The organism is Chromohalobacter canadensis (genome assembly GCF_029544075.1).
GTDB lineage: Bacteria > Pseudomonadota > Gammaproteobacteria > Pseudomonadales > Halomonadaceae > Chromohalobacter > Chromohalobacter canadensis_A.
The window spans coordinates 15062-41728 of record NZ_JAJQJH010000013.1; the positions used below are offsets into that span (position 1 = coordinate 15062).

The window sequence follows — 26667 nt, forward strand, 5'->3', positions numbered from 1 at the left end:
CTGTATTGTCACGCAACGCCGGCTCGCTGGCAAAATGCCTTGTCGTCAGACACCACCTAGCCGATAGGGGGCAGGATCGACCACCGGCGCGCGTTGCAGCAGTTGATCGACCAGCAGACGCGTCGACGCCGGCGCCAGCACCAGGCCATTGCGATAATGGCCGGCGTTGACCCATAACCCCTCGATGTCCGGCACCGCGCCGATGGACGGCACGCCATCCGGCGAACCGGGGCGCAAGCCGGCCCAGTGATGCTCCACCGGGCACTCGGCCAGCGCCGGCACGATCGACAGCGCGCTATCGTAAAGCGAGTCCTTGGCCACCTCGGTGGTGCGCTGATCGAACCCCACTTCTTCCAAGGTGGACCCGGCAACGACGCGCCCATCGCCACGCGGGATCACGTAACGGCCATCCTTCAGCACCACGCGTTCGACCAGCCCCGGCGGCGCCTTGAACAAAATCATCTGCCCACGCACCGGGCGCACCGGCAGGGTTACGCCGATACCCGCCAGCAGCTGACCAGCCCAGGCGCCACCGCATACCACTACGCGCTCGGCTGCCTCGCGCCCCGCCGATGTCCGAACGCCACGAAGGCGCCCATCCGACACATCCAGCGCCTCGACCTCGACATGCTCGCGCAGGGTTACATTAGGCATCGCCAGCAGGCGGGCCCGCAGCGCCTTGCACAAGCGTGGGTTTCGAATACTGCCCAGAGTCGGCATCCACAGCGCCGAGTCGACCCCGGGAGCGACATTGGGCTCCTTGGCGTAAATCGTCTCCGCACCGACCCGTTCCAAGGGCTTGCCAACCTCGCGTGCCCACGCAAGCGCCTGGGGCTCATCATCGACACGCAGATACAGAAGCCCTCGCTGGCGATACTCGGGATCGATGCCGGTTTCTTCCAGCAGGCGCAGCGACAATTCAGGATAGGCGCCTTCGGAATAGCGCGACAACGCAGAGATTTGCGCGCTATAGCGCCAGGGGTACAGCGGAGAGACGATGCCGCCACCGGCCCAGGAAGCCTCGCGGCCACATTCGCCGCGCTCGAGTAGGGTGACGCGACGGCCGGCATCGGCGAGTTGCAGAGCCGTCATCATGCCGATGACGCCGCCTCCAACGATCAGAAAATCACTCACGCGGGCACTCATTTCATCGCTGAGAAACCTGCAATCTATCATGCGACGCGCAGCAAGGCAGCGGCGGGGACACCGAGTTACCAGCAGTCCTCGGCGCCCGCGCCGCGTTCCCCGGCATCATTCAGAGTCAACTCGCCGCAACGGTCTTCACTCTGACTGCCCGTGGGCGTCGCCTTGAGCGTGAATTCATTGGCCGAGCGCTTATCAAAGTCGAAGGTGTAAGACTCATTCTGCGTCATTGCATCGGGCAAGGTCTCGGTCGCTTCGGTATCGTAGCGGCTGTCCCGCGTGTACTGGCGCTCCATCCAGTACGCCAGTTGCGTCAAAGTAGCCTGGGCGTCAGCACGGTGTGCCTTGCGCACATACTCGGTATACGAGGGAATGGCGATCGCTGCCAGGATGCCGATGATGACCATGACGATCATCAGCTCGATCAGGGTAAAACCGCGGGTTCGATGCATGGCATGGGCTCCTGGAGACGGAAAGCGAGACGTTCAACGCAAGGTACTCAGCGCAAGACCTCGCGCCACGCCGGACGACTGGGCCCCTCGGAAGAACGGGTAACGCGCGTGTCGTGATTATCGGCCTGCGCCCGGCGGGCTTGAATCAACGCCTCGCCTGACTCGCGAGGCAACATCAGCGTAACGCGACGCTTGAGCAACGCATGCGTTACCTGGCGCCTGCCCCAGCCAAACGCGGTCATCTCGATACGTGCTTGGCAGGGCGCGCCGACCTCGGGACACGAGCTCGTCAGGGCAGCCAGCGTCACGCGGGGCGGCTCGTGGGTATCGAAGGGGATGGGTGCCCCGCTATCGCCATATGCCACGCCGTCACGTCGCCAACGAGCGGCCGACCATTGGCTGGCATGCGACGCCTGTGGCATCAGGCAATCAGGCGCCGCGCAGTCGCCTTGAGCATCGGGCAGTGTGTAATCCGCATGACGCAATCGCCATTCGCCTTCTTTAAGCGCTGCCTGCGCTGCTTGAAACGCCACCTGGCGATCCATGACATTGCGCGCCATGCGCTCCTGCAGGACCGCGCCCTGCAGACCGGCGAGTCCCAACGCCGTCATCGCCATCAGCAGAATCAGCGCGACGATCAGCGTCATGCCCCGTTCCCGAGAGGGGCCGCTGACGCTCACGATGACGTCTCTCCCTGCGAGGTGACAAGCGGCGGAGATGCCACATTACGCAGAGCCACGCTCGTGGCGTACACCCGATATAGGCGACGATCCAACGCCGTGACGGTTTCGCCGTCGAAGACATAGGATGATGCCGTATCGACGAGCCCATTCTGTCGCGACGCCACCAGCAATTCGATGCTCACGCCCTTGACGCTGGCCCAATCGCCGACGCCCGCGGCGCGGCGCCAACGACCTTCGACGAAATAGCGCAGCGCCATGGCCTCGACATTCGCGTCGAGCGGCTGGGGAGACGCACCATCCACCGCGCAGTCCAGCCCCTGCGAGGCGTTCAGCGATAGCGTCGCCCGCGTGATGTCAGCACTCTCGAGCCCCCCGCCCAGGCAATCCTGCAGAGGCTCATCCGTGCTGCCGTAATAGCGGACCCGCAAGGTGCTGCCGTTCCCCGCCACGATAGCGCCCTGGGCAAATTGCGATGTCGCCGGAAAGGTCTGCGCCTTTTGCCATTCGGCATACCCCGCCTTGCGTAGCTCCCGTGTCAGCACGTCAGTCACGAAGCGACCGCTCTCCTGCACCTGAGCCAGTTGCGTTTGCAAGCGGTACTGATGCTGATAGGCAATGAACAGGTCAATGACGCCAAGCAGCACGATCATGCTCAGCGCCAGGCTCACCATCAACTCGATCAGCGACACCCCGCTTTGATGGCGCCGCCCCGGAATGGGTCGCTCAAAGTCGGGTCTGTAATCGATATTGCCGCTGCCCATCGTCATCACTCCAGCTCACACGCGGCGATCGCCAGACCACCTTCACCATCGCCGTCGCCACATCGTCATCGCCCGTCACCTCGATGCAGCCTTGCGCCTGGGGCAGCGCGCTAACCAGTCCGGTCAGCCAGGCACTTACCTGGGCCGATGCGGCGTTGCCGGGGTCGTCACTGCACGGCTGATCATAGGCACCGGCCAGCGCGCCGTGGCGGTCGATGCGCAAGCGTTCGAGCATGGCCCCCACCCGCTGCACCGCCTGAGACTCGGCATCGGCATGCCGCTGGGCACGCAGTGCCTGGGTCTGCGTAGCCGCCAATCCCAGCATGCCGAAAGATAAAATGAACAGCGTGATCAGCACTTCGATCAAGCTGAAACCCGGCGTACATCCATGCCGTGACCGCGCGCCCCTATGTGTTGCCCTCATCGTATTTGCTCGACTGCCAAGACTACTTTATAAACAAACAAAGTAAATACTAATATAAAGTAAGGCAATCGATGCATCCAACATCGTGGCACATGCGAGGAATGACACTGCTCGAATTGCTCGTGATCATCATCATCGTCGGCCTGCTCACCACCCAAGGCGTTCCCGCCATGGGTCATGTGCTACGCGATCAACGCTTGCAGGCCGCCAGTCATACGCTTTATCAGGCGCTTTACTACGCGCGCAGCGAGGCTATTCGCCAAGGCGTGCCGGTGATGATGGTGGGTGAGCCAGATGGCTGGGAACAGGGCTGGCGCATATTCGCCGATCGCGACGACGATGGCGAGCAATCGCCCTCGGAGCCGACACTACGCGCGGGTGGCGCCCCACCCGGCGGACTCCGGCTGCACGCCAATCAGCCCTTGCGTCGCTACGTGCGTTACGCGTCGAACGGCTACTCGATCCGTGCCTCCGGCAGCTTTCAGATTGGCAGCTTCTATCTGTGCACGGCCAAAGCGACGACACCGGCACGGCGGATCGTGCTGAGCCGTGGCGGCCGGGTACGCATCGAGCGCCTGCCCGATGGTGACACTGCCTGCGCGCGATGACTCAGTCCGCATTGCCGTATGACAAGCCTTCTAGAGACCAACCGGAGGCGCTGGAGTTATCATCGCCGTTGTCACCACTACCGCCATCGCCGTCTCCACCACCGCCCGTACCAACGGTCGACTCCATCAGTGCTTCGTCATAGTGAATGCCGGCACCGCCGGAAACCTCGACACGCCGTCCTTTCACGGCACCATACAATCCCCCCCCAGCGGCAACATTGACGGTGCTGTAAGGCGCGAAGATGGTGCCCTTGAATGCGGAGGCTCCGGTGATATTGACGCCAGCGTTCCAGCCGCTGGCACCCTCATCGTCATAGGCCGAGTAGAGAGATAGGATGGGATTGCCTTCATCATCGGTCACGCTGTCGGACGCCACATTGAGATTGCTGCCCAGGTTGAAACGCCCCTCCTCGGTGACGATCTTCAACGAACTGCCCTCGGCGACGCTGAATGTGGCACCGCCGCCAATATCGACATCGCCTTTGACGTAGAGTGTCATGTCGCCGCCGTCGACGACGAAGTTGGCACTGCCACCCAGCGAAAAACTGTCCAGCACAAGGACGTTGGTGGGCTCGGGGAAGATGCCATCGACCGGGACGTCGCGTGAGACCTTGTAGCGCTCGGGATTCGGCACGCTGTTGTTATTACGATCAGACGACACCTGGAGCCCATTCGGCGTCAGCGTATAAGTCTGGCTGCCACCACCAATCGATAGGCTCCCCGACGAGGCATCTGGCAGCGCATCGATCAAGTCACTAATCGTCGCGCCCTTGGTTGTCGTGGATGTAAAAGCTTCACAGCTTTGCTGCTCAACTTCCACTTTAGAAGCCTCAGGGGCTTCAGGGGCCTCAGCAACATCTGGTGAGACGAGGTTGATGGTGCCGCCCACTTGGTTTGCCACATCCCGCTTATTCACGGTTGTATGCACTTTCGGTGCCGTAGCATTACCTCCGATGCGCGAACTCCAGCTACCGGTAACGATTTCCGTATTCGCCACGACATTGCCACTGATGGTTCCACTGTCAGGTAAGCGAACGGACATTTGCGAGCTGACATCTCCCGCCGCTTGTGCCCCACCTCCGTTGATCGTGACATCTAGCTTAGAGAGGATGCTGCCCAAAACCGTGCTGCCCTCTAACGTAACCGCGCCTTGACTATTGATCCCTCCGCCGACTTCTGCGCCGCCACCTTCTATTGCCACATCCCGGTTCGCGAGGATATTGCCCACAACCGCTCCACCTTTTAACGTAACCGCCCCCCGGCTACTAATACCCCCGCCGACTTTCGCGCCACCGCCATTGATCGTGACATCTCGATTGGCGAGGATACTGCCTGAAACACTACCTCCATTTAGCATCTCGACCGAACCACGACTGCTAATATCGCCTTGGATATCGGCACCACCATTATTTATCACGATATCGTCGTTCGCTTTCAGATCGCCATGAATCGTGCCAGAGTTACCGACGATAATTCGCCCCGCAGACTCTACATCTCCGTAGACCGGCTTCCCAGTACCCAAGACAATATCACTTTCCTGAGAGTTGGACTTTATGGTGGCATTACTTTTATTAGCATTGCCACCTTCACCGTACTTTCCATCACGGGAATCGTAACTATCGATAACTCCACCGCCTGATGCGTCAACACCCTCGCAGCCGAGCAACACGTTTTGATAAGCACCATCGGGTTGCTCATCACCAGATTGCTCATCATTATTTATAGAGTAAACGGCCTGCAACACATCGCGCCCATTGTTATTTTCGGAAGCGTCATTCTCATCATAGCCACTCAGCCTTTTCTCACCCCAAAAAACCACCTTCACTCTATCGCCTTCGAGCTTTACGACCTCTTTAATTCCTGCTCGAGTAAAAGCGTACTTAATATCTTCATCACCACCATCTTCATCCTGCTCCTCTTCCCCATTGCGCTCCCGTGCTCTTTTCTCACGTTCACCGCTAGGAAGCCAGTTCTCGTCGTCCTCACGGGGAAAAATGATCGTACCTTTCTCGGAACCACCAAGCCTTTTTTCCACTACTGCCTTAACCTCTTCTCCCCAGCTTTCTCTTTCAAAGCGTCGAAAAGCCTCGTCCGCGCCCGCCTCATAATTATTGGTTCGCACATAATTACCTGCCTGACGCTCTTGATACTTATTGACGGACATGCCGGAAATAACAGCCCCGGACGCCACCGTCAGCAGCAGCATTCCCACGACGAGCACGAACCCAGACTGTTTTGATGCCTTCATTATTTATCCTCTTTAGGCTTATCGGAATCATTGATATCACGCGCAGCCAAATGAAAGGACAAGGCTTTACTTTCACATGCCTCATTACTTGGATCGCAATCCCAGTCATAGTAATCAATAAATACGACGACACCGTCTAGGCCTTCACCTGTCTTGCATCCCTTTTCACCTTCTTCGAGCAAACGGCAAAAGCGAATCGCTTCTATACCGACCTTACCCGCAGACGACAAATCAACTATCTTTCTGCCCTTAGGTTGACATAAAAAATCGGAACCGTCAGATTGGTAAACAACAGACCCAGCAGTGGTTTGGCCATCTTGATCAGACCCCACTCCTGGACAGGTTATTCTATTCTCTACCGATTCTGACGACGCCAAGACAAGCTTATTCCCGTTACTACTTTCTTCTATCTTGACAGACTTCGCCACCTTGATTGACGAAGATAGTACCCGATGTATATACATCAGCTCGTCTTGCAGCTTGTAATAGTTATCCCGCTGCTCACTAACACTACTGATCGCTTGGTAAGCCGTGATCGTGCCACCGAGGATAATCAAGCCGAGAAACATGCTGATCATCATTTCGATCAGCGTGAAGCCTCGTTGGCGATGTTGGTTATTCATCCGCTGGCTCAGTTGCATGGCAAGAAGGCCACCAAGTTCACGTGCGGAGGCTCATAGTTTGCGTCACCCGGGTCTCCATGGCCCTGCCACGTGATCTCAAGGTCATAAAGGCCATTCCTGATATTTTCCCCCTCCCCATGAGCCGAGGGAAGTCCTTCAAAATTAGCGACATAATTCTTCCAGCTACTCTTAATATCTTTACAAGTCTCATCCTGCTGCGCCCAGGCGCGTTCGTTCATGTCTCTAACCATGATGGTGGCGATTGTCGTATTGAGACTCTCGCGTGCGTTCTGCAACGAGTTGAGCTGCATCGCGGCGAGCCCGAGCATGCCGACGGAGAGAATCGTCAGTGCGACCAGCACTTCGATTAGGCCGAAACCTTGCTGGCGATGAGGAGGGCGCTGTGCCGGTGACTCGATCATGCGTCGCACTCCTCGCCATTCTCGTCATCCTGCTCAGCGACATAAGCTCGTCCGGTCATCGTCAAGCACACTTGGCGTGAGGCGTCGCCCGACAGTCCCGCATGACTGAGACGCCATTCGCCATCAGAATCGGGATATCCCAGATCATTGAAAGTGACTTCATCGGGAGGCTGGGCGTTCTCACCACCCACGCTGAGCTGGGCCGGCAACGGCTCATGGACTACGACCGTATTTTTATCCTTGTCGGCTATCCGCCAGCCTTTTGCCCAGTTCTTGCCCGTAGCCGGGCTCATCGTGACATCGGCCTCGCGCATGATGGCTTCACCACGCGCCAGGCGCAGCGCGGCGACTAGTTCGTTGCTGGCGTCGGTGAGCTGTTGCTGCTGGCGCAAGGACTGAAAGCTGGGCACGGCGATGCTTGCCATGATCGCGAAGATCACCAGCACGATCAGCAATTCGAGGAGGGAAAAACCACGGCTATGCGACACGTGGCGAAGGCGATAAGCACGATGCGGCACGTACGACTTCCTGATCGGTGAAGCGGCGCGTTACGTACGCGGCATGGGGCAATACCCCATGCGCTTTGTCAATGTAGCGTACTTTGCAACGAATTGTAACGCTCACATCACATCGAAGACGCGGCACCTCTCACGTGCTGGCGATCACCTGCTCTCGCAGTTCCTTGGGCATGGAGAAGACGATGTCTTCCGCCTGCCCGGCGAGTTCATTGGGATCCTCGGCGCCCAGCGACTTGAGCCGGTCGATGACCGCCTGGACGAGGACTTCCGGTGCGCTAGCACCGGCCGTGATGCCGATGGTTTCCACGCCATCTACCCATTCGGGGCGGATCTGCTCGGCGGTATCGATCAGATACGCCGGCGTGCCGGTGCGCTCTGCCAATTCCCGCAGGCGGTTCGAATTGGAGCTGTTGGGACTGCCCACCACCAGCACCAGGCCGCTTTCGCTAGCCAGTTCACGCACCGCGTCCTGACGATTCTGGGTGGCATAGCAGATGTCGTCCTTGCGCGGCCCGTCGATACGCGGGAACTTCTCGCGCAGGGCATCGATGACCCTTGAGGTGTCATCCATGGACAGCGTGGTCTGGGTGACGAATGCCAGCCGGTCAGGGTCGTTGACCTCGAGGCTCGCCACGTCCTGCTCGTCCTCGACGAGATGGATCTGACCGCCGAAGGAGGTATCGTAGCGCCCCATGGTGCCCTCGACCTCGGGATGGCCGGCATGCCCGATGAGCACGCACTCCTGGCCACGCTTGGCGTAGCGCAGGACTTCCATGTGCACCTTGGTGACCAGCGGGCAGGTGGCGTCGAAGATACGCAGTCCACGCCGCTCGGCCTCTTCCTGGACCGCACGCGACACGCCGTGGGCGGAGAAGATGACGATCACGTCGTCGGGGATTTCATGCAACTCCTCGACGAATACCGCCCCGCGCTCGCGCAGACTATCCACCACGAAGCGGTTGTGGACGACTTCGTGACGCACGTAGATGGGTGGCCCGAACACATCGAGCGCGCGATTGACGATCTCGATGGCGCGGTCTACGCCGGCACAGAAACCGCGTGGATTGGCCAGCTTGATTTGCATGCTTACCTCGCCTCGATGCGTCGTGGCATCGTATCGATGGGCGGCGTGCGCCCGTCAAAACTTAATGGGTCGTGGCCGGGCGAACCTCGATCACCTCCACCTCGAAGGTCAGGGTACGCCCCGCCAGCGGGTGATTGAAGTCCACATCGACATTACGTTCGTCGATTTCGGCGATGACGCCGGGCAGCTCGCCGCCACCCGGGTCGGTGAACGACATCATCGTACCGACCTCGAGCTCGTCGTCGAACTGATCGCGCGGCAGGCGCTGCACGTTCTGCGGATTGTGCTGGCCGAAGCCGTGCTCGGGGGTAATGGTAAAACGACCTGTCTCGCCATCGGTCATGCCCTTGAGCGGGGTCTCGAACCCCGGCGGCAGGTTACCATCGCCGACCTGGAACGTCGCCGGTGCCTTGTCGCGGGTGGAGTCGATCACCGTCTCGTCTTCCAATTTGACGGTGAAATGCAACGTCACTTCCATCCCATCGCCGATGCGGTACTCACTCATGGGGCGTCTCTCTTATCGGATGTTGCCGTGTGTCGTCGGCCGTCACGCAGGGAGGCCAGAATCAAACCAATGGCTCCCAAGGTGATGGCGGTATCGGCCAAGTTAAAGGCGGGGAAGTAATTTCCCTGCCAATGAAACGACAGAAAGTCGACCACATAGCCATGCACCAGGCGATCATAGAGATTGCCCAACGCGCCACCGATCACCAACGCAATCGCTGCGGCCGAGAGACGTTCATCGGCCTTGAGACGCGTCAACCATACGGTCAGGCCGATGCTAACGCCGAGAGCGATGGCCGCAAACAGCCAGCGTTGCCACCCGGCGTGATCGGCCAGGAAGCTGAATGCCGCGCCGGTGTTGTGCAAAAGCGTCAGATTGAACACCGGCAATAATTCGACCGGTTGTGCATAGATCAAATGAGTGCTGGCGAGCAGCTTGCTGCCCAGGTCCAGCACGATCACCAGCAGCGCCAGCCATAGCCAGCGCAGGGGCCGCTTCATGGGCGGCAATACCGATCGATCAGGCGTTGCAGCGTCGTTCATTCGAGCCTCTCATATCATGATCAAGCGGCGCTATGGCCCGTGATGCGCCATCAGGCATAACGGCGCGTTTCACCCGGCCCATCGGGCAGGTTGCTAAGGCAACGACCGCACAGGTTCGGATCAGCGGCATGCGTCCCCACATCTGCGCGGTGATGCCAGCAGCGCTCGCACTTGGTGTGCGGACTTTCCATCACGCCCACCTTGAGCCCGTCGAGCTCGCTGGCCTCGGCCTGCTCGCTGCCCGCCGCGTTCAGCGACGCCAGATGCACCTCGCTGGTCAATAGCACGAAACGCAACTCATCGCCGAGCTGCGACAAGGTCTCGCGCATACCATCATCAGCGTAAAGCGTGACCTCGGCAGCGAGGCTATTGCGTATCACCTTGGCGTTACGCGCGTCTTCCAGGCACTTGTTGACCGCCTGCTTGACCTCGAGCACCCGCGACCAAAACTCACGCCCCATCACGGCATCCGCCTTCAGGGTCGCCAGGTGCGGATAGTATTCCTCCAGCAGCACGCTATCGCCGCGCGTGCCGGGGATGGCCTCGTAGATTTCCTCGGCGGTGAAGGACAGAATCGGCGCCACCCAGCGCACCAACGCCTCGACCACATGATAGAGCGCCGTCTGGCAGCTGCGGCGCGCGAGCGAGTCAGCCTGGGTGGTGTACTGGCGATCCTTGATCACATCCAGATAGAAGCCGCCCAGCTCGTGCGCGCAGAAGTCGTGCACCTGCTGATAGACGTCACGGAAGCGGTAGTCGTCATAGGCCGTCTGCATGCGCTGCTGAAGTTGCGCCGCGCGATCCACCGCCCACTGATCCAGCGCCAGCATGTCCTCGAACGCCACGGCGTCACGCGCGGGATCGAAGCCATTCAAGTTGGCCAGCAAGAAGCGTGCGGTGTTGCGGATACGCCGGTAGACGTCGGCGGTGCGCTTCAGGATCTCGTCGGAGACCGCCATCTCGCCGGAATAGTCGGTGGAGGCGACCCACAGGCGCAGGATATCGGCGCCCAGCTTGTCCATCACCTGCTGCGGCGCGATGACGTTGCCCATCGACTTGGACATCTTGCGGCCCTTCTCGTCGACGGTGAAGCCGTGTGTCAGCAGCGCCTTGTAGGGCGCATGGCCGTCGATGGCGCATCCGGTCAGCAACGACGAATGGAACCAGCCGCGATGTTGGTCGGAACCTTCGAGATACAGATCGGCGCGCGGCCCTTGTGCATGCCCCAGCGAATGCGAGCCACGCAGCACGTGCCAATGGGTGGTGCCGGAGTCGAACCACACATCCAGGGTATCGGTAACTTTCTCGTAGTCGTCGGCCTCGTCGCCCAGCAGCTCGCGGGCGTCGAGACGGAACCAGGCATCGATGCCCTCGGCTTCGACGCGCTTGGCGACATCTTCCATCAGCTCGACGGTGCGCGGATGCCATTCCCCGGTCTGTTTGTGCAGGAAGAACGGAATCGGCACCCCCCAGTTGCGCTGGCGCGAAATGCACCAGTCGGGACGGTTGGCGATCATCGAGTGCAGGCGCGCCTTGCCCCAGGCGGGAACGAACTGCGTCGCCTCGACGCCGTCCAAGGCGCGCTGACGCAGGGTGCGCCCCGTATCGTCCTCGCGGTCCATGCCCACGAACCACTGGGCGGTCGCGCGGTAGATGACCGGCGTCTTGTGACGCCAGCAGTGCATGTAGCTGTGCGTGATCGGCGTGTGCACCATCAGCGCGTTCACTTCACGCAGCTTGTCGACGATCTGAGGATTGGCCTTCCAGATCATCTGCCCGCCGAAGAACGGCAGATCATCGCTGTACACGCCATTGCCCTGTACGGGGTTGAGCATGTCATCGAAGCTCATGCCGTGCGCGCGGCAGGTCATGAAATCGTCCAGGCCGTAGGACGGCGCCGAGTGGACGATCCCCGTGCTGCCCTCTTCCACGGTCACGTAATCGGCGAGATACACCGGCGCCACGCGCTCGTAGAAAGGATGCTGAAAAGTGATGAACTCCAGCGACGCGCCCGTCGTCGTGGCCACGACATCGCCCTCGAGGCCATAGCGCGCTAGACAGCTTTCGACCAGTTCCTCGGCGAGCACCAGCAGCCGCTCGCCGGTATCGACCAGGGCGTAGGTGAAGTCGGGATGCACGTTCAGCGCCTGGTTGGCGGGAATGGTCCACGGCGTGGTGGTCCAGATGACGATCGCCGCCGGCTTATCAAGCGACGTGAGCCCGAACGCCGTCGCTAACTTGGCGGGATCGGCGGCGGTGAAGGCGACATCGATGGCATCGGACTTCTTGTCGGCGTACTCGACTTCCGCCTCGGCCAGGGCCGAGCCACAATCGAAGCACCAGTTGACCGGCTTCAAGCCCTTGAAGACGTAGCCGCCCTCGACCATCTTGGCCAGCGCGCGGATCTCACCCGCTTCGTTGGCGAAGTCCATGGTCCGGTAGGGGTGCTCCCAGTCGCCGATCACGCCCAGGCGCACGAAGTCGGTCTTCTGCGCTTCGATCTGCGCCCCCGCGTACTCGCGACATAGATCGCGTGCTTCACCGGCGCCGAGATGCTTGCCGTGAGTGGTCTCGACCTTGTGCTCGATGGGCAAGCCGTGACAGTCCCAGCCGGGCACGTAGGGCGCATCGTACCCCGCCAGCGCCTTCGACTTGACGACGATGTCCTTGAGAATCTTGTTGACGGCATGACCGATGTGAATACTGCCGTTGGCGTAGGGAGGGCCATCGTGCAGCACGAAGCTCTCGCGGCCGGCGCGCGCGTCGCGCAAGCGTTCGTAGAGGTTCATGTCCTGCCACTGCGATACCCGCCCCGGCTCACGCTTGGGCAACATGCCACGCATGGGGAAGTCGGTCTCGGGGAGGTTCAGGGTATGTTTGTAATCGCTCATAGCGGAAGGTCAGCCATCGTCTTGGTCAGCCGGGCGAGAGCCGGCCGAGGAGTCGGAAGTCGAAGGCTCGGGCGCCAAGGGCGCCGAGGCCAGCGGATAAGTCCAGCCAGTCGAAGCGCACGGCAGCTCGAGTGCGGTGGCATCGAGCGGTGTGGCCGCACGAAAATAGCGACGTGCCTGCGCCAGATCGGCATGAATCTGACGCGTCAGGGCCTCCAGCCCCGCAAAATTGACCTCGCCTCGCAGCCGTGCACAGGGCACGACCGTAAGACGCTGGCCATAGAGGTCACCTTCGAAATCGAACAGATGCACCTCCAACACCGGCCGCGTACTGCCTACCGTGGGACGCCAGCCGATGTTGGCCGCCCCCGGCAGCTCGCGGCCATCAGGCAGCCGCGTGACGCAGGCATAGATACCGCGTAGTGCAAGGGAGCGCGACGCCAACGGCAGATTAGCGGTAGGCACGCCGATGGTGCGCCCCAACTGCCGGTCGGCAACCACACGCCCTGAGAGCTGGTAGGGACGCCCCAGCAACCGCGCGGCCTGGGCGAAGTTGCCGCTGGCTAGCATGGTGCGTACCCGGGTACTTGAGACGCGCTCATCATCGAGGGCAAAAGTGCGCGTATGCTCGACCTCAAAACCACGGCGCTCGCCCACGCGTTGCAGCAATGCGAAATCGCCCGCTCGGTCACAGCCAAAACGAAAGTCGTCACCCACGACGAGATGCTTGACCCCCAGGCCGCGGATCAGCACGCGCTCGATGAACTCATCGGCCGTCAGACTTCGCAGAGCAGCATTGAAGGGTAGGCAGACGATGCGCTCGGCGCCGTATTCGGCCAGCAGCTCGACCTTGTCGCGCAGCCTGCTCAAACGAGGCGGCGCCTGCTCGCCGGCAAAATACTCGCGTGGCTGGGGCTCGAAGACGACCACCGTCATCGGCAATCCCAACGCCGTGGCGCGGCTCTTGAGCTGATCGAGGATCGCTTGATGGCCGCGATGCACGCCATCAAAATTGCCGATCGTCGCCACGCACGGGCCCGCCTCACGCAGATTGTGCAGTCCTCTGATCAGTTCCATATGCCGTTCATATGCCGGTGAAACGTTCGATTATAACCAAGGGGGCCACAACTGACAGCCATGCCTGCCCTACCATCAGCCACCCAGACGGAAATGCCTGAGGCGCACACCGCACAGCGCCAGCCATCCAAAGTAGACCAGGGCACCGCCTAGGGTCAGTCCAAGTAGTGTCGCCGCGCGCTGCCATACACCCCAGGCCAGCCACTGATGCCATTCGGGGCATAACCACCAAAGCCCGGCACCCATGACGACGCAGCCGCCGCCCAGTGTCAACGCGTAGCGTCCCCAACCCGGCTGAAACATCAGTACGCCGCGCCGCTGTAGCCCCCAACCCAACAAGCCGGCGTTGAGAAACGCCGACAGCGCCGTGGCCAGTGCCAGTCCTGCATGCGCTAGCGGCCAGATCAACAACAGGTTCAAGACCATGTTGGCGACCATCGCCACGACCCCGATTTTAACCGGCGTCTTGGTGTCCTGGCGCGCGAAGTACCCCGGCGCCAGCACCTTGATGAGCATGAAGGGCAACAGACCTAACGCATAAGCCCGCATGCTGCGCGCCGCCATCACGATATCGTGATCCGTCATCGCCCCATAGTGGAACAAGCTCACCAGCAATGGCTCGGCCAGCAGCACCAAAGCCAAGGCTGCGGGCAGCCCGATCAATAGCACTGCGCGCAGCGCCCAGTCGAGCATCTTCGCGAAGTGCGCTGGCGACTGTTCGGCATGGCGCTTGGAGAGGGCCGGTAAGATCACCGTGCCCAGTGCCACACCGAATACGCCCAGCGGCAACTCCACCAGGCGATCCGAGTAGTAGAGCCAAGACACGCTACCCGACGCCAGCAGAGACGCCAGCACGGTATCCAGCAACAGATTGATCTGCGACACCGACACCCCGAACAACGCCGGCGCCATCAGCGCCAGGATGCGACGCACGCCCGGGTGCCGGAAGTTGGGCCAGGGGCGCGGCGTCAGCCCCAAACGTGCCAAGAACGGCACCTGAAACCCCAACTGAACGACACCCGCGATCAGTACCCCCCAGGCCAGCGCCATGGCCGGGTCCTGCATCCAGGGCGTCAGGCCCAACGCCGCGCCGATCAATGACAGGTTGAGCAGCACCGGGGTGAACGCCGGCACGGCGAAACGGTTCCAGGTGTTGAGCACGCTACCCGCGAAGGCGGTGAGCGAAATCAGCCACAGGTAGGGAAACGTCAAACGTAGCATGTCGGCGGTCAGCGCCAGCTTGCCCGGGTCAGCACTAAAGCCTGGCGCGAATAGCCACACCAGCCAGGGCGCGAGGAGCACCGCCACGGCGCTGAGCAGGGCAAGTATCACACCAAGACTGCCCGATACCGCATCGAGCAGTTCGCGTACCTCTTCACGGGTCCGCTGGGTGGCATACTCGGACAGCACCGGAATGAATGCCTGATTGAAGGCGCCCTCGGCGAACAGGCGGCGCATGAAGTTGGGAATCTTGAAGGCGACGAAGAAGGCATCCGCACCGCTGCCGGCCCCGAACAAGGCCGCGATCACGACATCGCGCGCCAGCCCCAGCACGCGCGAGAGCATGGTCATCGTGCTGACCACCATCCCCGAGCGCAACAGACCGCCACGCGCCGGTCGCTTCGCTGCCGACTCGCCGTCTTCCGGCGCTGCCTGCGATTGCTTACCCGTCACCGACTACCTCCACACCTCCGACGCCCAAGCGCCACTTACAAAAAAACCGGCCGAAGCCGGTTTTTTCACGCGTTAACGCCAAGTCCCGGCTTCAGGCAGCCAGGGCCTTAATTCGCTTGTTCAAGCGACTCTTGATGCGTGCAGCCTTACGCTTGGAGATCGCATCCTTGTCGGCGATGCGGTCGATGACCGGCTGTGCCGCCTTGAGCTCGGCCATGGCCTGACCGTGATCGCCGCTTTGGATCGCCTTGACGACGCGCTTGATATACGTGCGCACCATGCTGCGTTGGCTGGCATTGTGCTGACGACGCTGCTCCGCCTGGCGGGCGCGTTTACGGGCCTGTTTGGTGTTCGCCACCGTCTACTCCTTGGAGATGTTGACAGTCATATTCTGTAAGAAATTGATTCGTATGACTTTTTACTACGTCACGCGAATCGGCCAAAACGGGATCGCCACTCGCGAGGCGCCCCATCAACGGGCCGTGTCTGAGAGGATGCGGCATTCTAGCATGGTCCGCGTGGAAACGGCTATAGGTTCACCGATCGACTCCTCGACATCACGCCCTCAGATGATGACCAAGTTATCGCGATGAATGAGCTCCGGCGATTCCATGTAGCCAAGCAACGTCTCGATACGATGACTGGGCTGACCCACGATACGACGTGCTTCGTCGCTGCCGTAGTTGACCAGCCCCTTGGCGACTCGGGCACCTTGCTCGTTGACACAGACCACCATGTCGCCGCGCTTGAAGACGCCCTCGGCACGCCGCACGCCCACTGGCAGCAAGCTCGATCCATGGCGATGCAGTACCTCGACCGCGCCATCATCGAGCACCAGCGTGCCGCGCACCTGAAGCTGCCCAGCCAGCCACCGCTTGCGCGCTGCCAACGGCGCATGATCCGGCATCAACAACGTACCCAACGTTTCACCTTCCGCCAGCCGCGTTAGCACCGACGCCTGACGCCCACTGGCGATCACCGTCAACGCACCGGAGCGTGCCGCCAGGCGCGCAGCACGCACTTTGGTCGTCATTCCGCCGCGCCCTAAGGCACCGCCATCGCCGGCCACCAACGCCAGGGCAGGATCGTCGGCACGCCCTTCGCTGATCAACCGCGCCTCGGGATCGTGGCGTGGATCGGCATCGAACAAACCTTCCTGATCGGTGAGCAGAATCAGCGCGTCCGCTTCCAGAAGGTTGGCCACCAGCGCGCCCAGCGTATCGTTATCGCCGAAGCGGATCTCGTCCGTGACCACGGTGTCGTTTTCGTTGATCACCGGCACCACACGCAACGCGACCAGCGTGCGCAACGCCGAGCGCGCATTGAGGTAACGCTTGCGGTCGGACAGATCATCATGCGTTAAAAGCACTTGCGCGCTACGCAGACCGTGACGCGCGAAGTGACCCTCGTAGCATTGCGATAGCCCCGACTGCCCTACCGCGGCAGCCGCTTGCAGTTCATACACTGCCGAGGGCCGGGATGCCCAGCCCAGACGCGCCATGCCCTCGGCCACCGCCCCGGACGAGACCAGCACGACCTCGACACCACGCGCATGTAGGGAGGCAATCTGATCGACCCAACCGCCGATGGCCTCGGCATCGAGACCACGGCCGTCGTTGGTCAACAATGCGCTGCCGATCTTGACCACGACACGCCGCGCACCACGCAAGGCATCACGGCTTGCCGACTGCGACTCACTCACCGGCTTCTCTCCCTTCTTGCCTTGGCTCAGGGGGCGTATTCCACTTCGACATCGTAATCATCATCGTCGAAGTCATCGTCATCTTCCTGGACCGGCTTGCGCTTGCGCGACATGCGCGCTTCGGTACGCGCCACGGCCTCGTCTTCCATGCGCTGACGCATCTCGCGCTCATGCTCGAAGGCCACCTCGTCTTCCGCCTCGAGCTGACGCTGCTCGGTCAGCCAGCGATGCGCCGCCTGTACCAGCGGCTGGGTGCCCTCGCTGCTAATCGCCGAAATCCGATACACCGGCCCCGCCCATTCCAGGCGCGCGACGATATCGTCGACCGTCGCCTGGCGCTCCTCCTCGGGGAGCAAGTCGAGCTTGTTGAGCACCAACCAGCGCGGCCGTTCGGCCAGCGTGGTGGAAAATTGCTCAAGCTCGTACGCGATAGCCCGCGCACTCTCCACGGGATCGCTTTCATCGAACGGCGCCACATCAACGACATGCAGCAACAACCGCGTACGGGTCAGGTGCTTGAGGAACCGAAGCCCCAGGCCCGCGCCGTCGGACGCGCCTTCGATCAACCCGGGCACGTCGGCCATCACGAAATGCTCATGCGTACCCAACTTGACCACCCCGAGATTGGGCACCAGCGTGGTGAAGGGGTAGTTGGCAACCTTGGGTTTGGCGGCCGAGACGGCACGAATCAGCGTCGACTTGCCGGCATTGGGAACGCCCAGCAAGCCGACATCGGCCATCACCTTCATCTCGAAGCGCAGGTTGCGGCGCTCGCCCTCGGTACCCGGCGTCGTCTTGCGCGGCGCCCGGTTAGTGGAAGACTTGAAATGAATGTTGCCCAGCCCTCGGCGGCCCGCCTGCGCCACCAGCTCGACTTGGCCGATCTCGGTCACATCGGCGATTACCTCGAGGGTATCCTCGTCGATCACCGTAGTCCCCACCGGTACCTTGACGTACAGGTCCTCGCCATTGCGACCGCTCATCTGACGGCCTTGGCCAGGCTGCCCATTGGGCGCCTTGTAGAAACGCTGATACTTGAAATCGATCAGCGTATTGAGGGCGTCGTCACCGATCAGGTAGACATTGCCGCCGTGCCCACCGTCGCCGCCGTCCGGCCCGCCCTTGGGAACGTACTTCTCGCGCCGGAAACTCAGGCAGCCGTTGCCGCCCTTGCCGGCCTCCACAATGATCGAGGCTTCGTCGACGAATTGCATGGACACTTCTCCCGACGGCTACGGCCGCCCTATACGAAAAGACCCCGCCTGAGCGGGGCCTTTTCTTTCACCGTTCGCGGCGGTCTCAGGCGGAGACGACGCTCACGAACTTGCGGTTTTTCGGACCCTTGGTCTCGAACTTGATTACGCCTTCGTTCAGAGCGAACAAGGTGTGATCCTTGCCAATACCAACGCCGCTGCCCGCGTGGAACTTGGTGCCACGCTGACGCACGATGATGTTGCCGGCGGTCGCCGCCTGGCCACCGAACAGCTTGACACCAAGACGTTTGGATTCGCTATCGCGACCGTTACGAGAACTACCGGCAGCCTTTTTATGAGCCATTGCAAATACCTCGCGTTATCTAGGGAATATCGCTTAAGCGGAAATTCCAGTGATCTTGACTTCGGTGAACCACTGACGATGGCCTTGACGACGCATCTGGTGCTTACGGCGACGGAACTTGATGATCTGCACCTTTTCGCCGCGACCATGGGAAACGACTTCCGCCGTCACCTTGGCACCTTCGACCAACGGCGCGCCGACCTTGACGTCATCGTCATCGGCGACCAGCAGAACTTGGTCGAGTTCGAGGGTTTCACCCGTGGCCACTTCCAGCTTCTCGAGCTTCAGGGTCTGGCCTTCCTGAACGCGGTACTGCTTGCCACCGCTTTTGATAACTGCGTACATGTCACTCTCCAGCACTCATCGGGATTGCGCTCTTCATCGGCCTGCGGCGAGTGGCGCCCCTTCCGGCAGCCATCTGACAGGGAGCATGATGAGTCGAGCCGCGCATTATAGCGACACTCTCGCGTACCGGGCAAGTGTCTTTCGTGCCACGAATGGCGCGCTCCGACTCCAGGCACCGCGTGCGCCTTGACGCCCCTCGGGGGGCCCCCTAGCATAGCCTGAGCCCAAGGCCGCAATGAGCCGGCCCAACCCCTTTTTGCGACAAGCCGACCCATGCAGCCTAACGCATCGCCTCTTCATGCGGCGGTCGCGGATGATTTCGCCGCCGTCGATCGCACCATCCTCGCCCAACTGGCTTCCCGGGTTCCCCTCGTCGAAACCATTGGCCACTACATCATCGAAAGCGGCGGCAAACGGCTGCGTCCTCTGCTCGTGCTGCTCGCGGCGCGTTCGCTGGGCTATCCGGGCGAGCGCCACGTGACCCTGGCCACGCTGATCGAGTTCATGCATACCTCGACGCTGTTGCATGACGACGTGGTCGACGAATCACACCTGCGCCGTGGCAAGGCCACCGCCAACGATGCCTGGGGCAACGCCCCCTCGGTGCTGGTCGGCGACTTCCTCTACTCGCGCTCGTTCCAGATGATGGTCGAGGTCGGCTCGATGCGCGTGATGGAGATTCTCTCCGGCGCCACCTGCGTGATCGCCGAAGGCGAGGTGTTGCAGCTGACCAATATCGGCAACCCCGATATCGATGAGGCCGCCTACTTCGAGACCATCCAGGGCAAGACCGCCATGCTCTTCGAGGCTGCCAGCCACAGCGGCGCGGTACTCGCCGAAGCCAGCCCCGCGCAGGAAGAAGCACTCCAGCTCTACGGGCGCTATCTAGGCCTGGCCTTCCAGCTCGTCGACGACCTGCTCGACTATCAAGGCGACGCCGATGCCATGGGCAAGAACGTCGGCGACGACCTTGCCGAGGGCAAACCCACACTGCCGCTCATCCATGCCATGTCCGCCGGCGATACCGAACAGACCAAGATGATTCGCCGCGCCATCCGCCAGGGCGGACTCGACCATCTCGACGAGGTGCTGGCCATCGTCAACGACACCGGCGCTCTGGAATATACCCGCCGCCGCGCCGTGGAAATGGCCGACCGTGCGCTGGCCCAACTCGAGCTGCTACCCGAAAGCCGCTACCGCGACAGCATGGCCGAACTCGCCCATCTCGCTGTCGAGCGCCAGACCTGACCCGCCGCCTCGCAAAAGGGTTGCGCGCGCATCGCGGATGCGTATAATGCAGCCCCGTCGAGCCGGCACCCCCGGCGCGAACGGAGTATAGCTCAGCTTGGTAGAGCGCTGCCTTCGGGAGGCAGAGGTCGTAGGTTCGAATCCTGCTACTCCGACCAAGAACATCAGTAAAAACGGCCACTTAGCTCATCAGAGCGGTGGCCGTTTTTCGTTGCTGCGCCCTCCAGGTTCCACACATCGAGAAGTCCTCAGCCAAGGCTGATAATGGGACAAGTGCTGCACGAGCGGCGTCTGCTTGAGCTTATCGAGACAAGAAGTTGCTGGCAGGTGCCAGAAAAGCGTAAAACCTGAAAGCATGCGGATAACAAGAACCGAAAGGAGCAACCCATGAGCCGTTATCATGCTCCCGGTGCCCAAGGCAGTGCCGAGCCTGGCTCGGATGGCAAGGTCATGGCCAACAAGTTGGGCCTTACCGATCAGGAAAGCCTGGATGAAGCGGAAACCGAGCTGCTTCTCAAGCTCTATGAAGACGTATTCAGCACGCTGGAGGAAGACCAGTCCATCGATACCGAGACGTTGAAGCACTGGCATCGCCGTTGGCTGGGTAGCCTCTACGACTGGGCGGGGGAGGAGCGCCAGGTCAACCTGGAAAAGGACGGCTTTCCGTTTGCGGCAGCGGCCCAGCTACCCAATTTACTGCATCAGTTAGACAAGAAATGGCTGAGCCCACTGACGCCATGTAGTGGCATGACCCGAGAGGCAGCCATCAGAGTCATCGCTCAGGTGCATGTCGAGCTAATTCTGATCCATCCCTTCCGGGATTGTAATGGACGCATCGCGCGTCTGCTGGCCGATGCCATGGCCTATCAGGCGGGGATGAACCTGCTGGACTACCACGACTGGATCGAGAACAAAGACGCCTACATAGGCGCGATCCACGCCGGCCTGAGCGGCGATTACGGGCCGATGATAGAACGAGTCAGTAAAGCGGCAGGGACTTGAAGCGGGACTGGCTAGTGCTCAGCTTTGTCTCAATAGCGTGGCTAGACTTACCGGTTTCCACGGCAGTGGACGTGGCAACGGCCTTCAGTAGAGCTTTGCGATCCACTGTGCGACGTTTTTTGAACGCTGTGGAAGCTGTCATGGAAGTCCTCCTCATTCGATAGACTCTATTTTACGCGTTTTCCCAAGAACCTGCATTCAGGTTCTCGTCCTGGCCCCGCCACTTCGATTCCTTAACCTGAGTTATCGAAACATCGCGTTCCGCCCGTCATGGTAACCAAGCTAGGAAGCCCCGTGGCACACGGATGTGCCAACCTTCTTACTCTTCTCTTTGCCAGTACGCTCACCAGAACGTTTGCACCAAAACGTCGATAGGCATGGTGTATCCGCATCATAGCCATGCAGTGCTTTCCAGCGGCGCGTCAGCGTCCATACTGATGGATACGCCCATCGGCGTCTTGGGAGTCCATCATGCAACGCTTATCACTGGAACCCGCCGCGCTTCATGTCGCTCGACTCACCCCCTTGCTGGAGTGGCTGCAAACGCATCTGGCATTGCCGGTCTTGTTGCGTACTCCGTACAGCGCTTATCTTGAACTCCACTGCGAAGGCCATAACAGTCATGTGCTACTGCTTGAAGAGCACCCTGAGGCATCCGCCAGCACGCTACGCCTGGAAGCCGACAATGCGGAGTTCGAGCATCTTGCCCCCCGATTGACCAGCCAAGGCGCGCGCTGCCTGGAAACGTCGCGTGAACATCCTAGTGCATCGCGTGGCTGTGCTTGGCGGGTGCTGACCATGCCGCTACCCGGCGATTGGCAACTGATGCTACTGGCCCTCGACCCATCCCGCTGCCAACACTTGGGCCCGCACAGGCTGGCACCTTGACGTGCCCCATCACTCATCATCTTCTTTCGCCCGTCTGACCCGCTCGGCCATGGCCCGGCGCTGTTTGTTGCGGCGATAGCGACGCATTAGCGCCACCCAGCATGCGGCAAGGAGCATCAGCGCCAGGGTCATGCCTTGCCAGGGGCGCGCCGCGTCGCCCAGACACGTTTCCAGCGTCATGATCAGGATGAATCCCAGAGCCTGGCTGGCGATGGCTGCCGCGCGCAACCCATCGATCCCATAGCGCGAACTCACCATGCATGTTCCTCCTTTCGCCTCGCACTGACGCCCGCCGCGCGAGGGCTTCAACCCAGCCACCATGCTCGTTAAAGAGGCGACCCCGAGGGGGTTAGTGTAACGTGTCTGGATCGCATTTCGTCATCGCCACCATGAGGATCCCATGCCGCCGATCATGCTCGGCCACGTGCCACTTCCATCTGCGCCTCTATACGCCGCCGTCGCGGCGCTCGCACTATTGGCGCTGGGCGCGTTATTGCGCCTACCCGGCACACGGCGACGCCAGTGGTTGAGCGGTACGTTGGTGGCAGCGCTGATCGGGGCTCGTCTGGTATACATCGCGCTTCATCCCGAGGCTTACCGCGAGGCGCCGTTCGAGGCCATCACGTTGTGGCAGTCCGGGTATCACCCGCTGGGCGCCTTGCTCGGCGCCGTCGCATGGACACTGTGGTGCCTGCGCAACCTGCCCGTGCACCAAATGCGACGAGCCACTGGCGCGCTCATGGTATGCAGCGCGCTATGGTGGGGGCTGAACGCCTGGCAACCGCTGGCGGGCGATCCTCCGCCCTCGCATTTGCCTAGCCTGACATTGAAGGCACTCGACGGCACGCCGACGTCCATCGAAACGCTGGTGTCGGCGTCTCCGCTCATCGTGGTGTTGTGGCGCAGCGACTGCCGGGCATGCCGCCGTACGTTGGCTCGGCTCACCGACCTGAATCGCGATACCGCTACTGTGGTGACGGTCAACGAAGGCCAGACCCTGCTGCAAGCCGCGCGCTATCTCGATGCCCGGGATGCCTCCTTCCCCCATGACCTGCGTGACCCACAACAACGCCTACAGGCCTATTTCGGGATGCCCGAACTGCCGCTGACACTGCGTCTCGACGCCCATGGCAGGCTGCGCGATTACCAGACGGGCGAGATTCCCACGGCGCATCTCATGCGCTGGCTGTCGTCCACGACCTGAAAACGCAATCGCCTGTTAAGCCCTTCGCCGCTTTCCGGTAGAATACCGCGCCCCGCCGTCTTGCATGCTCCCCCGGCAAGACGGCGCGCCACGCACCGTTACATCATCATCCCGAGGCATCATGAGCGAATTCATTCCGGGCCAGCGCTGGGTCAGCGACGGCGAAGCCGAGCTGGGGCTGGGCACGATCCTGAGCTGTGACGTCCGAAGCGTGACCGTTCTCTTTGCCGCCAGCCAGGAAACGCGCACCTATAGCGTTCGCCAGGCGCCGCTGACCCGCGTGGTTTTCGGCGCCGGCGACCGGATCGAAGCCGCCGACGGCCGCACGCTGACCGTCGACGACACCAAGGAACGCGACGGGCTACTGGTCTATATCGTCGAGACGGCAGACGGCGAATACGACGAGCTTCCCGAAAGCCGCCTCGCCGATAGCATGCGCTTTCAGCAAGCGCGCGACCGACTGCTCACCGGCCAAGTCGATCGCAACGACTGGTTCGAGCTGCGCTACCGCACCCTGCACCATTATCACCGCATTGCCCAGAACCCGGCGAACGGCTTGGCCGGGCCACGTGTGGACCTCATCCCCCACCAGCTGTACATCGCCGACGAGGTCTCGCGCCGTCATGCGCCACGCGTACTGCTTGCCGACGAAGTGGGCCTGGGCAAGACCATCGAAGCCGGCCTGATACTACATCGCCTGCTGCTCACCGGACGCGTTGAGCGCGCCCTGATCCTGGTGCCCGACAGCCTGAGCCATCAATGGCTGGTCGAGATGCTGCGCCGCTTCTCGCTGCATTTCACGCTGCTCGACGAACAGCAAAGCCAACACAGCGTCGGCAACCCTTTCGAGAGTGCTCAACTGGTGTTGGCCAGCCAACAGTGGCTATTCGCCAACCCGCACCGCCAGACTCAGGCCCAGGCCTGCGACTGGGACTTGCTGATCGTCGACGAGGCCCATCATCTCGGCTGGAGCCCCGAGGCCAGCGGCCCGGGTTACGCCTGCGTCGAGCAGTTGGCGCGCGTCATCGACGGCGTGCTGCTGCTCACCGCCACGCCCGAGCAGATGGGCCAATCCGGCCACTTCGCGCGGCTGCGCCTGCTCGACCCCGAGCGCTACACCAGCCTGGTGGCCTTCGCCGCCGAAGAGGCGGGCTACGCCAAGGTCGCCGATGCGGTAGACGCCCTCGAACGCCTGCCTGGCGATGCCACGGATCGCGACGCCGTGGGCGCCGTCATCGACGATGCCGACAGCCAGGCGCTGCTCGAGACGTTGTTCGACCCCGAAAGCGATGAGGCGCAGCGCCATAGCGCCCGCCGCCAGCTCCGTGAACAGTTGCTCGACCGCCACGGCACCGGCCGCGTGATGTTCCGTAACAGCCGCCGCCATGTCGCCGGCTTCCCGGAGCGCCATTTGCACGTCACGCGCCTGACTCCGCCTTCCAGCTACCGCCGCGAACTGCGTAAGCTGGATCGCGACATGGACTACCTCGATGACCTTCTGATCGCCACCGGCCTCGATCATCCCGAGGTGCTGCTCTATCCCGACGCCATGTATCGTGCGCTGTGCGACGATTCGCCGGGCGACGTTTCGCTCAATACCGAACCTTGGTGGCAAATCGACCCGCGCGTTACCTGGCTCTTGGAGCGCTTGACCGAGGTTGGCCGCGACAAGGTGCTGGTTATCGCCCACGACCGCGAAACCGCCAGCGACCTCAGCGAGGCACTGCGCGTGCTGGGCGGCCTCCAGGCGCCGGTCTTCCATGAAGGCCTGACGCTCATCGAGCGTGACCGGGCCGCGGCGGCATTCACCGACGACGAAGACGGCTGCCAGGTGCTGGTGTGCTCAGAAATCGGCTCCGAGGGGCGCAACTTCCAGTTCTGCCGGCATCTGGTGATGTTCGATCTACCGGCGCATCCCGATCAGCTCGAGCAGCGTATCGGCCGCCTCGACCGCATCGGCCAGCAACACGCCATCGAAATCTACGTGCCGGTATTCGAAGATAGCCCCGGCGAGCGGCTGCTGCGCTGGTACGATGAAGGCATGCGTGCCTTCAACGCCCCGCATGGCATCGGCAGCGAGCTTTACAATGCTTTCGGCGATACCGTGGCCGACTCCCTGCTCGATAACGACTCCCTCGCTGAGGTCATCGAGGAAACACGTGCCTATTTCGAAAGTCGCCTCACTGAGCATGAGGCCGGCCGCGACCGGCTGCTGGAATGGAATGCTTGCCGCCCGGAACGCGCCCAGGCCGTCACCGAGGCCATTCGCGAGTTGGACGAAGACACCACACTGCCACGTTACGTCGACAAGGCTCTGGACGTGTTCGGCGTCGAGAGTCGCGACCTGGGTAACGATATCCAGCACCTGCTGGCGGGACCGCACATGCTCGACGGCCTGCCGGGACTGGTCAAAGGCGAGGAAGGCTTCTCGGCGACGTTCGACCGGCAGCGCGCCTTGGCCCGCGACGACGTGCAGCGCCTCTCCTGGGAACACCCCTTGGTGCGCGAAATGATGGAGCGCATCCTTGACGGCACCCTGGGCAACACTGCACTGGCGCTGCTTCAGCACCCCTCGATTCCCGGTGGCCGGCTGATGGCCGAGCTGGTGTTCCGGACCCATTGTCCGGCGCCTCGGCACCTGAATGTCGGGCGCTTCTTGCCACCCACGGCGGTTCGGTTGCTGCTCGACGAGTCGGGTGCCAACTTGACCCAGAAGGTCTCGTTCGGGGGCCTTGCGAAGAACCTCAAGAAGGTCAAGAAGGCCGTGGCGCGAGATCTGATCAAGTCGCGCCATGCGCAATTGCGCGAGCTGTTGACCAACGCCGAAGGCGAGGCCGATAACGAGTTGCCAAGCATCGTCGAAGCTGCACAGACGCGCATGCGCGAGACGCTGGACACCGAACTGGCCCGCCTCAAGGCCTTGGCACGCCACAACCCGGCAGTGCGCGATGCGGAAATCGATGCCCTTGCCCACGAGCGCCAGGCGCTGGATACGGCCATCGATGCCACACGGCTACGCCTCGATGCAGTGCGCGTGATCGTCACCGTCGACCCACCCGAGTAAAC

At 61.7% G+C, this 26667-nt stretch carries 27 protein-coding genes and 1 tRNA gene; 7 read left to right on the forward strand and 21 right to left on the reverse strand.

The window, feature by feature from the left end:
* Positions 1–45: 45 nt before the first annotated feature.
* From thiO to LUN51_RS13985, 5 genes are all read right to left on the reverse strand, one after another.
* On the reverse strand, positions 46–1134 hold the full coding sequence (thiO, locus tag LUN51_RS13965) for a glycine oxidase ThiO (RefSeq protein WP_277811733.1): 1089 nt from the start codon (positions 1132–1134) through the stop codon (positions 46–48).
* Between the two features lie 77 nt (positions 1135–1211).
* Positions 1212–1595: a type IV pilin protein gene (locus tag LUN51_RS13970; RefSeq protein WP_277811734.1), complete on the reverse strand. Its 384-nt coding sequence runs from the start codon at positions 1593–1595 to the stop codon at positions 1212–1214.
* Positions 1596–1642: 47 nt separating this feature from the next.
* Positions 1643–2242, reverse strand: a complete 600-nt coding sequence (locus tag LUN51_RS13975; RefSeq protein ID WP_277811735.1) for a pilus assembly PilX family protein — start codon at positions 2240–2242, stop codon at positions 1643–1645.
* A 29-nt stretch (positions 2243–2271) separates the two neighbouring features.
* On the reverse strand, positions 2272–3039 hold the full coding sequence (locus LUN51_RS13980) for a PilW family protein (protein ID WP_277811736.1): 768 nt from the start codon (positions 3037–3039) through the stop codon (positions 2272–2274).
* Complete coding sequence (locus tag LUN51_RS13985) at positions 3002–3463, reverse strand: type IV pilus modification PilV family protein (RefSeq protein ID WP_431355579.1); 462 nt, start codon at positions 3461–3463, stop codon at positions 3002–3004. Before LUN51_RS13985 ends, LUN51_RS13980 begins: the two co-directional genes overlap by 38 nt.
* 101 nt (positions 3464–3564) lie before the next feature.
* Between LUN51_RS13985 and LUN51_RS13990 the strand changes: the two genes are divergently transcribed.
* Entirely contained in the window at positions 3565–4071 is a 507-nt protein-coding gene (locus LUN51_RS13990; protein ID WP_277811738.1) for a GspH/FimT family protein, read from the forward strand.
* Position 4072: 1 nt separating this feature from the next.
* Here LUN51_RS13990 and LUN51_RS13995 read toward each other — a convergent pair whose 3' ends face one another.
* The 15 genes from LUN51_RS13995 to rplU form a co-directional block, all read right to left on the reverse strand.
* Entirely contained in the window at positions 4073–6319 is a 2247-nt protein-coding gene (locus LUN51_RS13995; RefSeq protein WP_277811739.1) for a polymer-forming cytoskeletal protein, read from the reverse strand.
* Positions 6319–6960, reverse strand: coding sequence for a PilW family protein (locus tag LUN51_RS14000; RefSeq protein ID WP_277811740.1), 642 nt, complete (start codon positions 6958–6960; stop codon positions 6319–6321). Before LUN51_RS14000 ends, LUN51_RS13995 begins: the two co-directional genes overlap by 1 nt.
* Complete coding sequence (pilV, locus tag LUN51_RS14005) at positions 6951–7364, reverse strand: type IV pilus modification protein PilV (RefSeq protein WP_277811741.1); 414 nt, start codon at positions 7362–7364, stop codon at positions 6951–6953. Before pilV ends, LUN51_RS14000 begins: the two co-directional genes overlap by 10 nt.
* Positions 7361–7882, reverse strand: a complete 522-nt coding sequence (locus LUN51_RS14010) for a GspH/FimT family pseudopilin (protein WP_277811742.1) — start codon at positions 7880–7882, stop codon at positions 7361–7363. The genes pilV and LUN51_RS14010 overlap by 4 nt, the downstream gene beginning before the upstream one ends.
* 130 nt (positions 7883–8012) lie before the next feature.
* Positions 8013–8966, reverse strand: coding sequence for a 4-hydroxy-3-methylbut-2-enyl diphosphate reductase (ispH, locus tag LUN51_RS14015; RefSeq protein ID WP_035415324.1), 954 nt, complete (start codon positions 8964–8966; stop codon positions 8013–8015).
* A 61-nt stretch (positions 8967–9027) separates the two neighbouring features.
* Positions 9028–9471, reverse strand: coding sequence for an FKBP-type peptidyl-prolyl cis-trans isomerase (gene fkpB, locus LUN51_RS14020; protein ID WP_035415327.1), 444 nt, complete (start codon positions 9469–9471; stop codon positions 9028–9030).
* Positions 9468–10013 (reverse strand): signal peptidase II, encoded by a 546-nt coding sequence (gene lspA / locus LUN51_RS14025; RefSeq protein WP_277811743.1) that lies wholly within the window; start codon positions 10011–10013, stop codon positions 9468–9470. Before lspA ends, fkpB begins: the two co-directional genes overlap by 4 nt.
* 50 nt (positions 10014–10063) lie before the next feature.
* Complete coding sequence (ileS, locus tag LUN51_RS14030) at positions 10064–12904, reverse strand: isoleucine--tRNA ligase (RefSeq protein ID WP_277811744.1); 2841 nt, start codon at positions 12902–12904, stop codon at positions 10064–10066.
* Between the two features lie 9 nt (positions 12905–12913).
* Positions 12914–13981, reverse strand: coding sequence for a bifunctional riboflavin kinase/FAD synthetase (ribF, locus tag LUN51_RS14035; protein ID WP_246925151.1), 1068 nt, complete (start codon positions 13979–13981; stop codon positions 12914–12916).
* Between the two features lie 75 nt (positions 13982–14056).
* Positions 14057–15568 carry a murein biosynthesis integral membrane protein MurJ gene (gene murJ / locus LUN51_RS14040; RefSeq protein ID WP_246925274.1) on the reverse strand — a complete coding sequence of 504 codons (1512 nt, stop codon included), beginning with the start codon at positions 15566–15568 and terminating at the stop codon, positions 14057–14059.
* Between the two features lie 178 nt (positions 15569–15746).
* Positions 15747–16013 (reverse strand): 30S ribosomal protein S20, encoded by a 267-nt coding sequence (rpsT, locus tag LUN51_RS14045; protein ID WP_040239257.1) that lies wholly within the window; start codon positions 16011–16013, stop codon positions 15747–15749.
* Between the two features lie 207 nt (positions 16014–16220).
* Positions 16221–17357 carry a glutamate 5-kinase gene (gene proB, locus LUN51_RS14050; RefSeq protein WP_246925137.1) on the reverse strand — a complete coding sequence of 379 codons (1137 nt, stop codon included), beginning with the start codon at positions 17355–17357 and terminating at the stop codon, positions 16221–16223.
* Positions 17358–17383: 26 nt separating this feature from the next.
* Positions 17384–18571, reverse strand: a complete 1188-nt coding sequence (gene cgtA, locus LUN51_RS14055; protein WP_246925121.1) for an Obg family GTPase CgtA — start codon at positions 18569–18571, stop codon at positions 17384–17386.
* 85 nt (positions 18572–18656) lie between these two features.
* Positions 18657–18914 carry a 50S ribosomal protein L27 gene (gene rpmA, locus LUN51_RS14060; protein WP_040239264.1) on the reverse strand — a complete coding sequence of 86 codons (258 nt, stop codon included), beginning with the start codon at positions 18912–18914 and terminating at the stop codon, positions 18657–18659.
* 33 nt (positions 18915–18947) lie between these two features.
* On the reverse strand, positions 18948–19259 hold the full coding sequence (gene rplU, locus LUN51_RS14065) for a 50S ribosomal protein L21 (protein ID WP_097023999.1): 312 nt from the start codon (positions 19257–19259) through the stop codon (positions 18948–18950).
* 273 nt (positions 19260–19532) lie between these two features.
* Here rplU and ispB point away from each other — a divergent pair, with 273 nt between their 5' ends.
* The 4 genes from ispB to LUN51_RS14085 all read left to right on the forward strand — a co-directional run bounded on the left by ispB (position 19533) and on the right by LUN51_RS14085 (position 22397).
* Entirely contained in the window at positions 19533–20507 is a 975-nt protein-coding gene (gene ispB, locus LUN51_RS14070) for an octaprenyl diphosphate synthase (RefSeq protein WP_277811745.1), read from the forward strand.
* A gap of 81 nt (positions 20508–20588) precedes the next feature.
* A tRNA-Pro gene (locus LUN51_RS14075) sits at positions 20589–20665 on the forward strand.
* Positions 20666–20894: 229 nt separating this feature from the next.
* On the forward strand, positions 20895–21509 hold the full coding sequence (locus LUN51_RS14080; RefSeq protein ID WP_277811746.1) for a Fic/DOC family protein: 615 nt from the start codon (positions 20895–20897) through the stop codon (positions 21507–21509).
* 471 nt (positions 21510–21980) lie between these two features.
* Complete coding sequence (locus tag LUN51_RS14085) at positions 21981–22397, forward strand: hypothetical protein (protein WP_277811747.1); 417 nt, start codon at positions 21981–21983, stop codon at positions 22395–22397.
* A 9-nt stretch (positions 22398–22406) separates the two neighbouring features.
* Here the strand turns inward: LUN51_RS14085 and LUN51_RS14090 are convergent, their stop codons facing one another.
* Positions 22407–22655 (reverse strand): hypothetical protein, encoded by a 249-nt coding sequence (locus LUN51_RS14090; RefSeq protein WP_277811748.1) that lies wholly within the window; start codon positions 22653–22655, stop codon positions 22407–22409.
* A 142-nt stretch (positions 22656–22797) separates the two neighbouring features.
* Between LUN51_RS14090 and LUN51_RS14095 the strand changes: the two genes are divergently transcribed.
* Entirely contained in the window at positions 22798–23601 is an 804-nt protein-coding gene (locus LUN51_RS14095) for a TlpA disulfide reductase family protein (protein WP_277811749.1), read from the forward strand.
* Between the two features lie 121 nt (positions 23602–23722).
* Positions 23723–26665: an RNA polymerase-associated protein RapA gene (gene rapA, locus LUN51_RS14100; RefSeq protein ID WP_277811750.1), complete on the forward strand. Its 2943-nt coding sequence runs from the start codon at positions 23723–23725 to the stop codon at positions 26663–26665.
* The last annotated feature ends 2 nt before the right edge of the window (positions 26666–26667 follow it).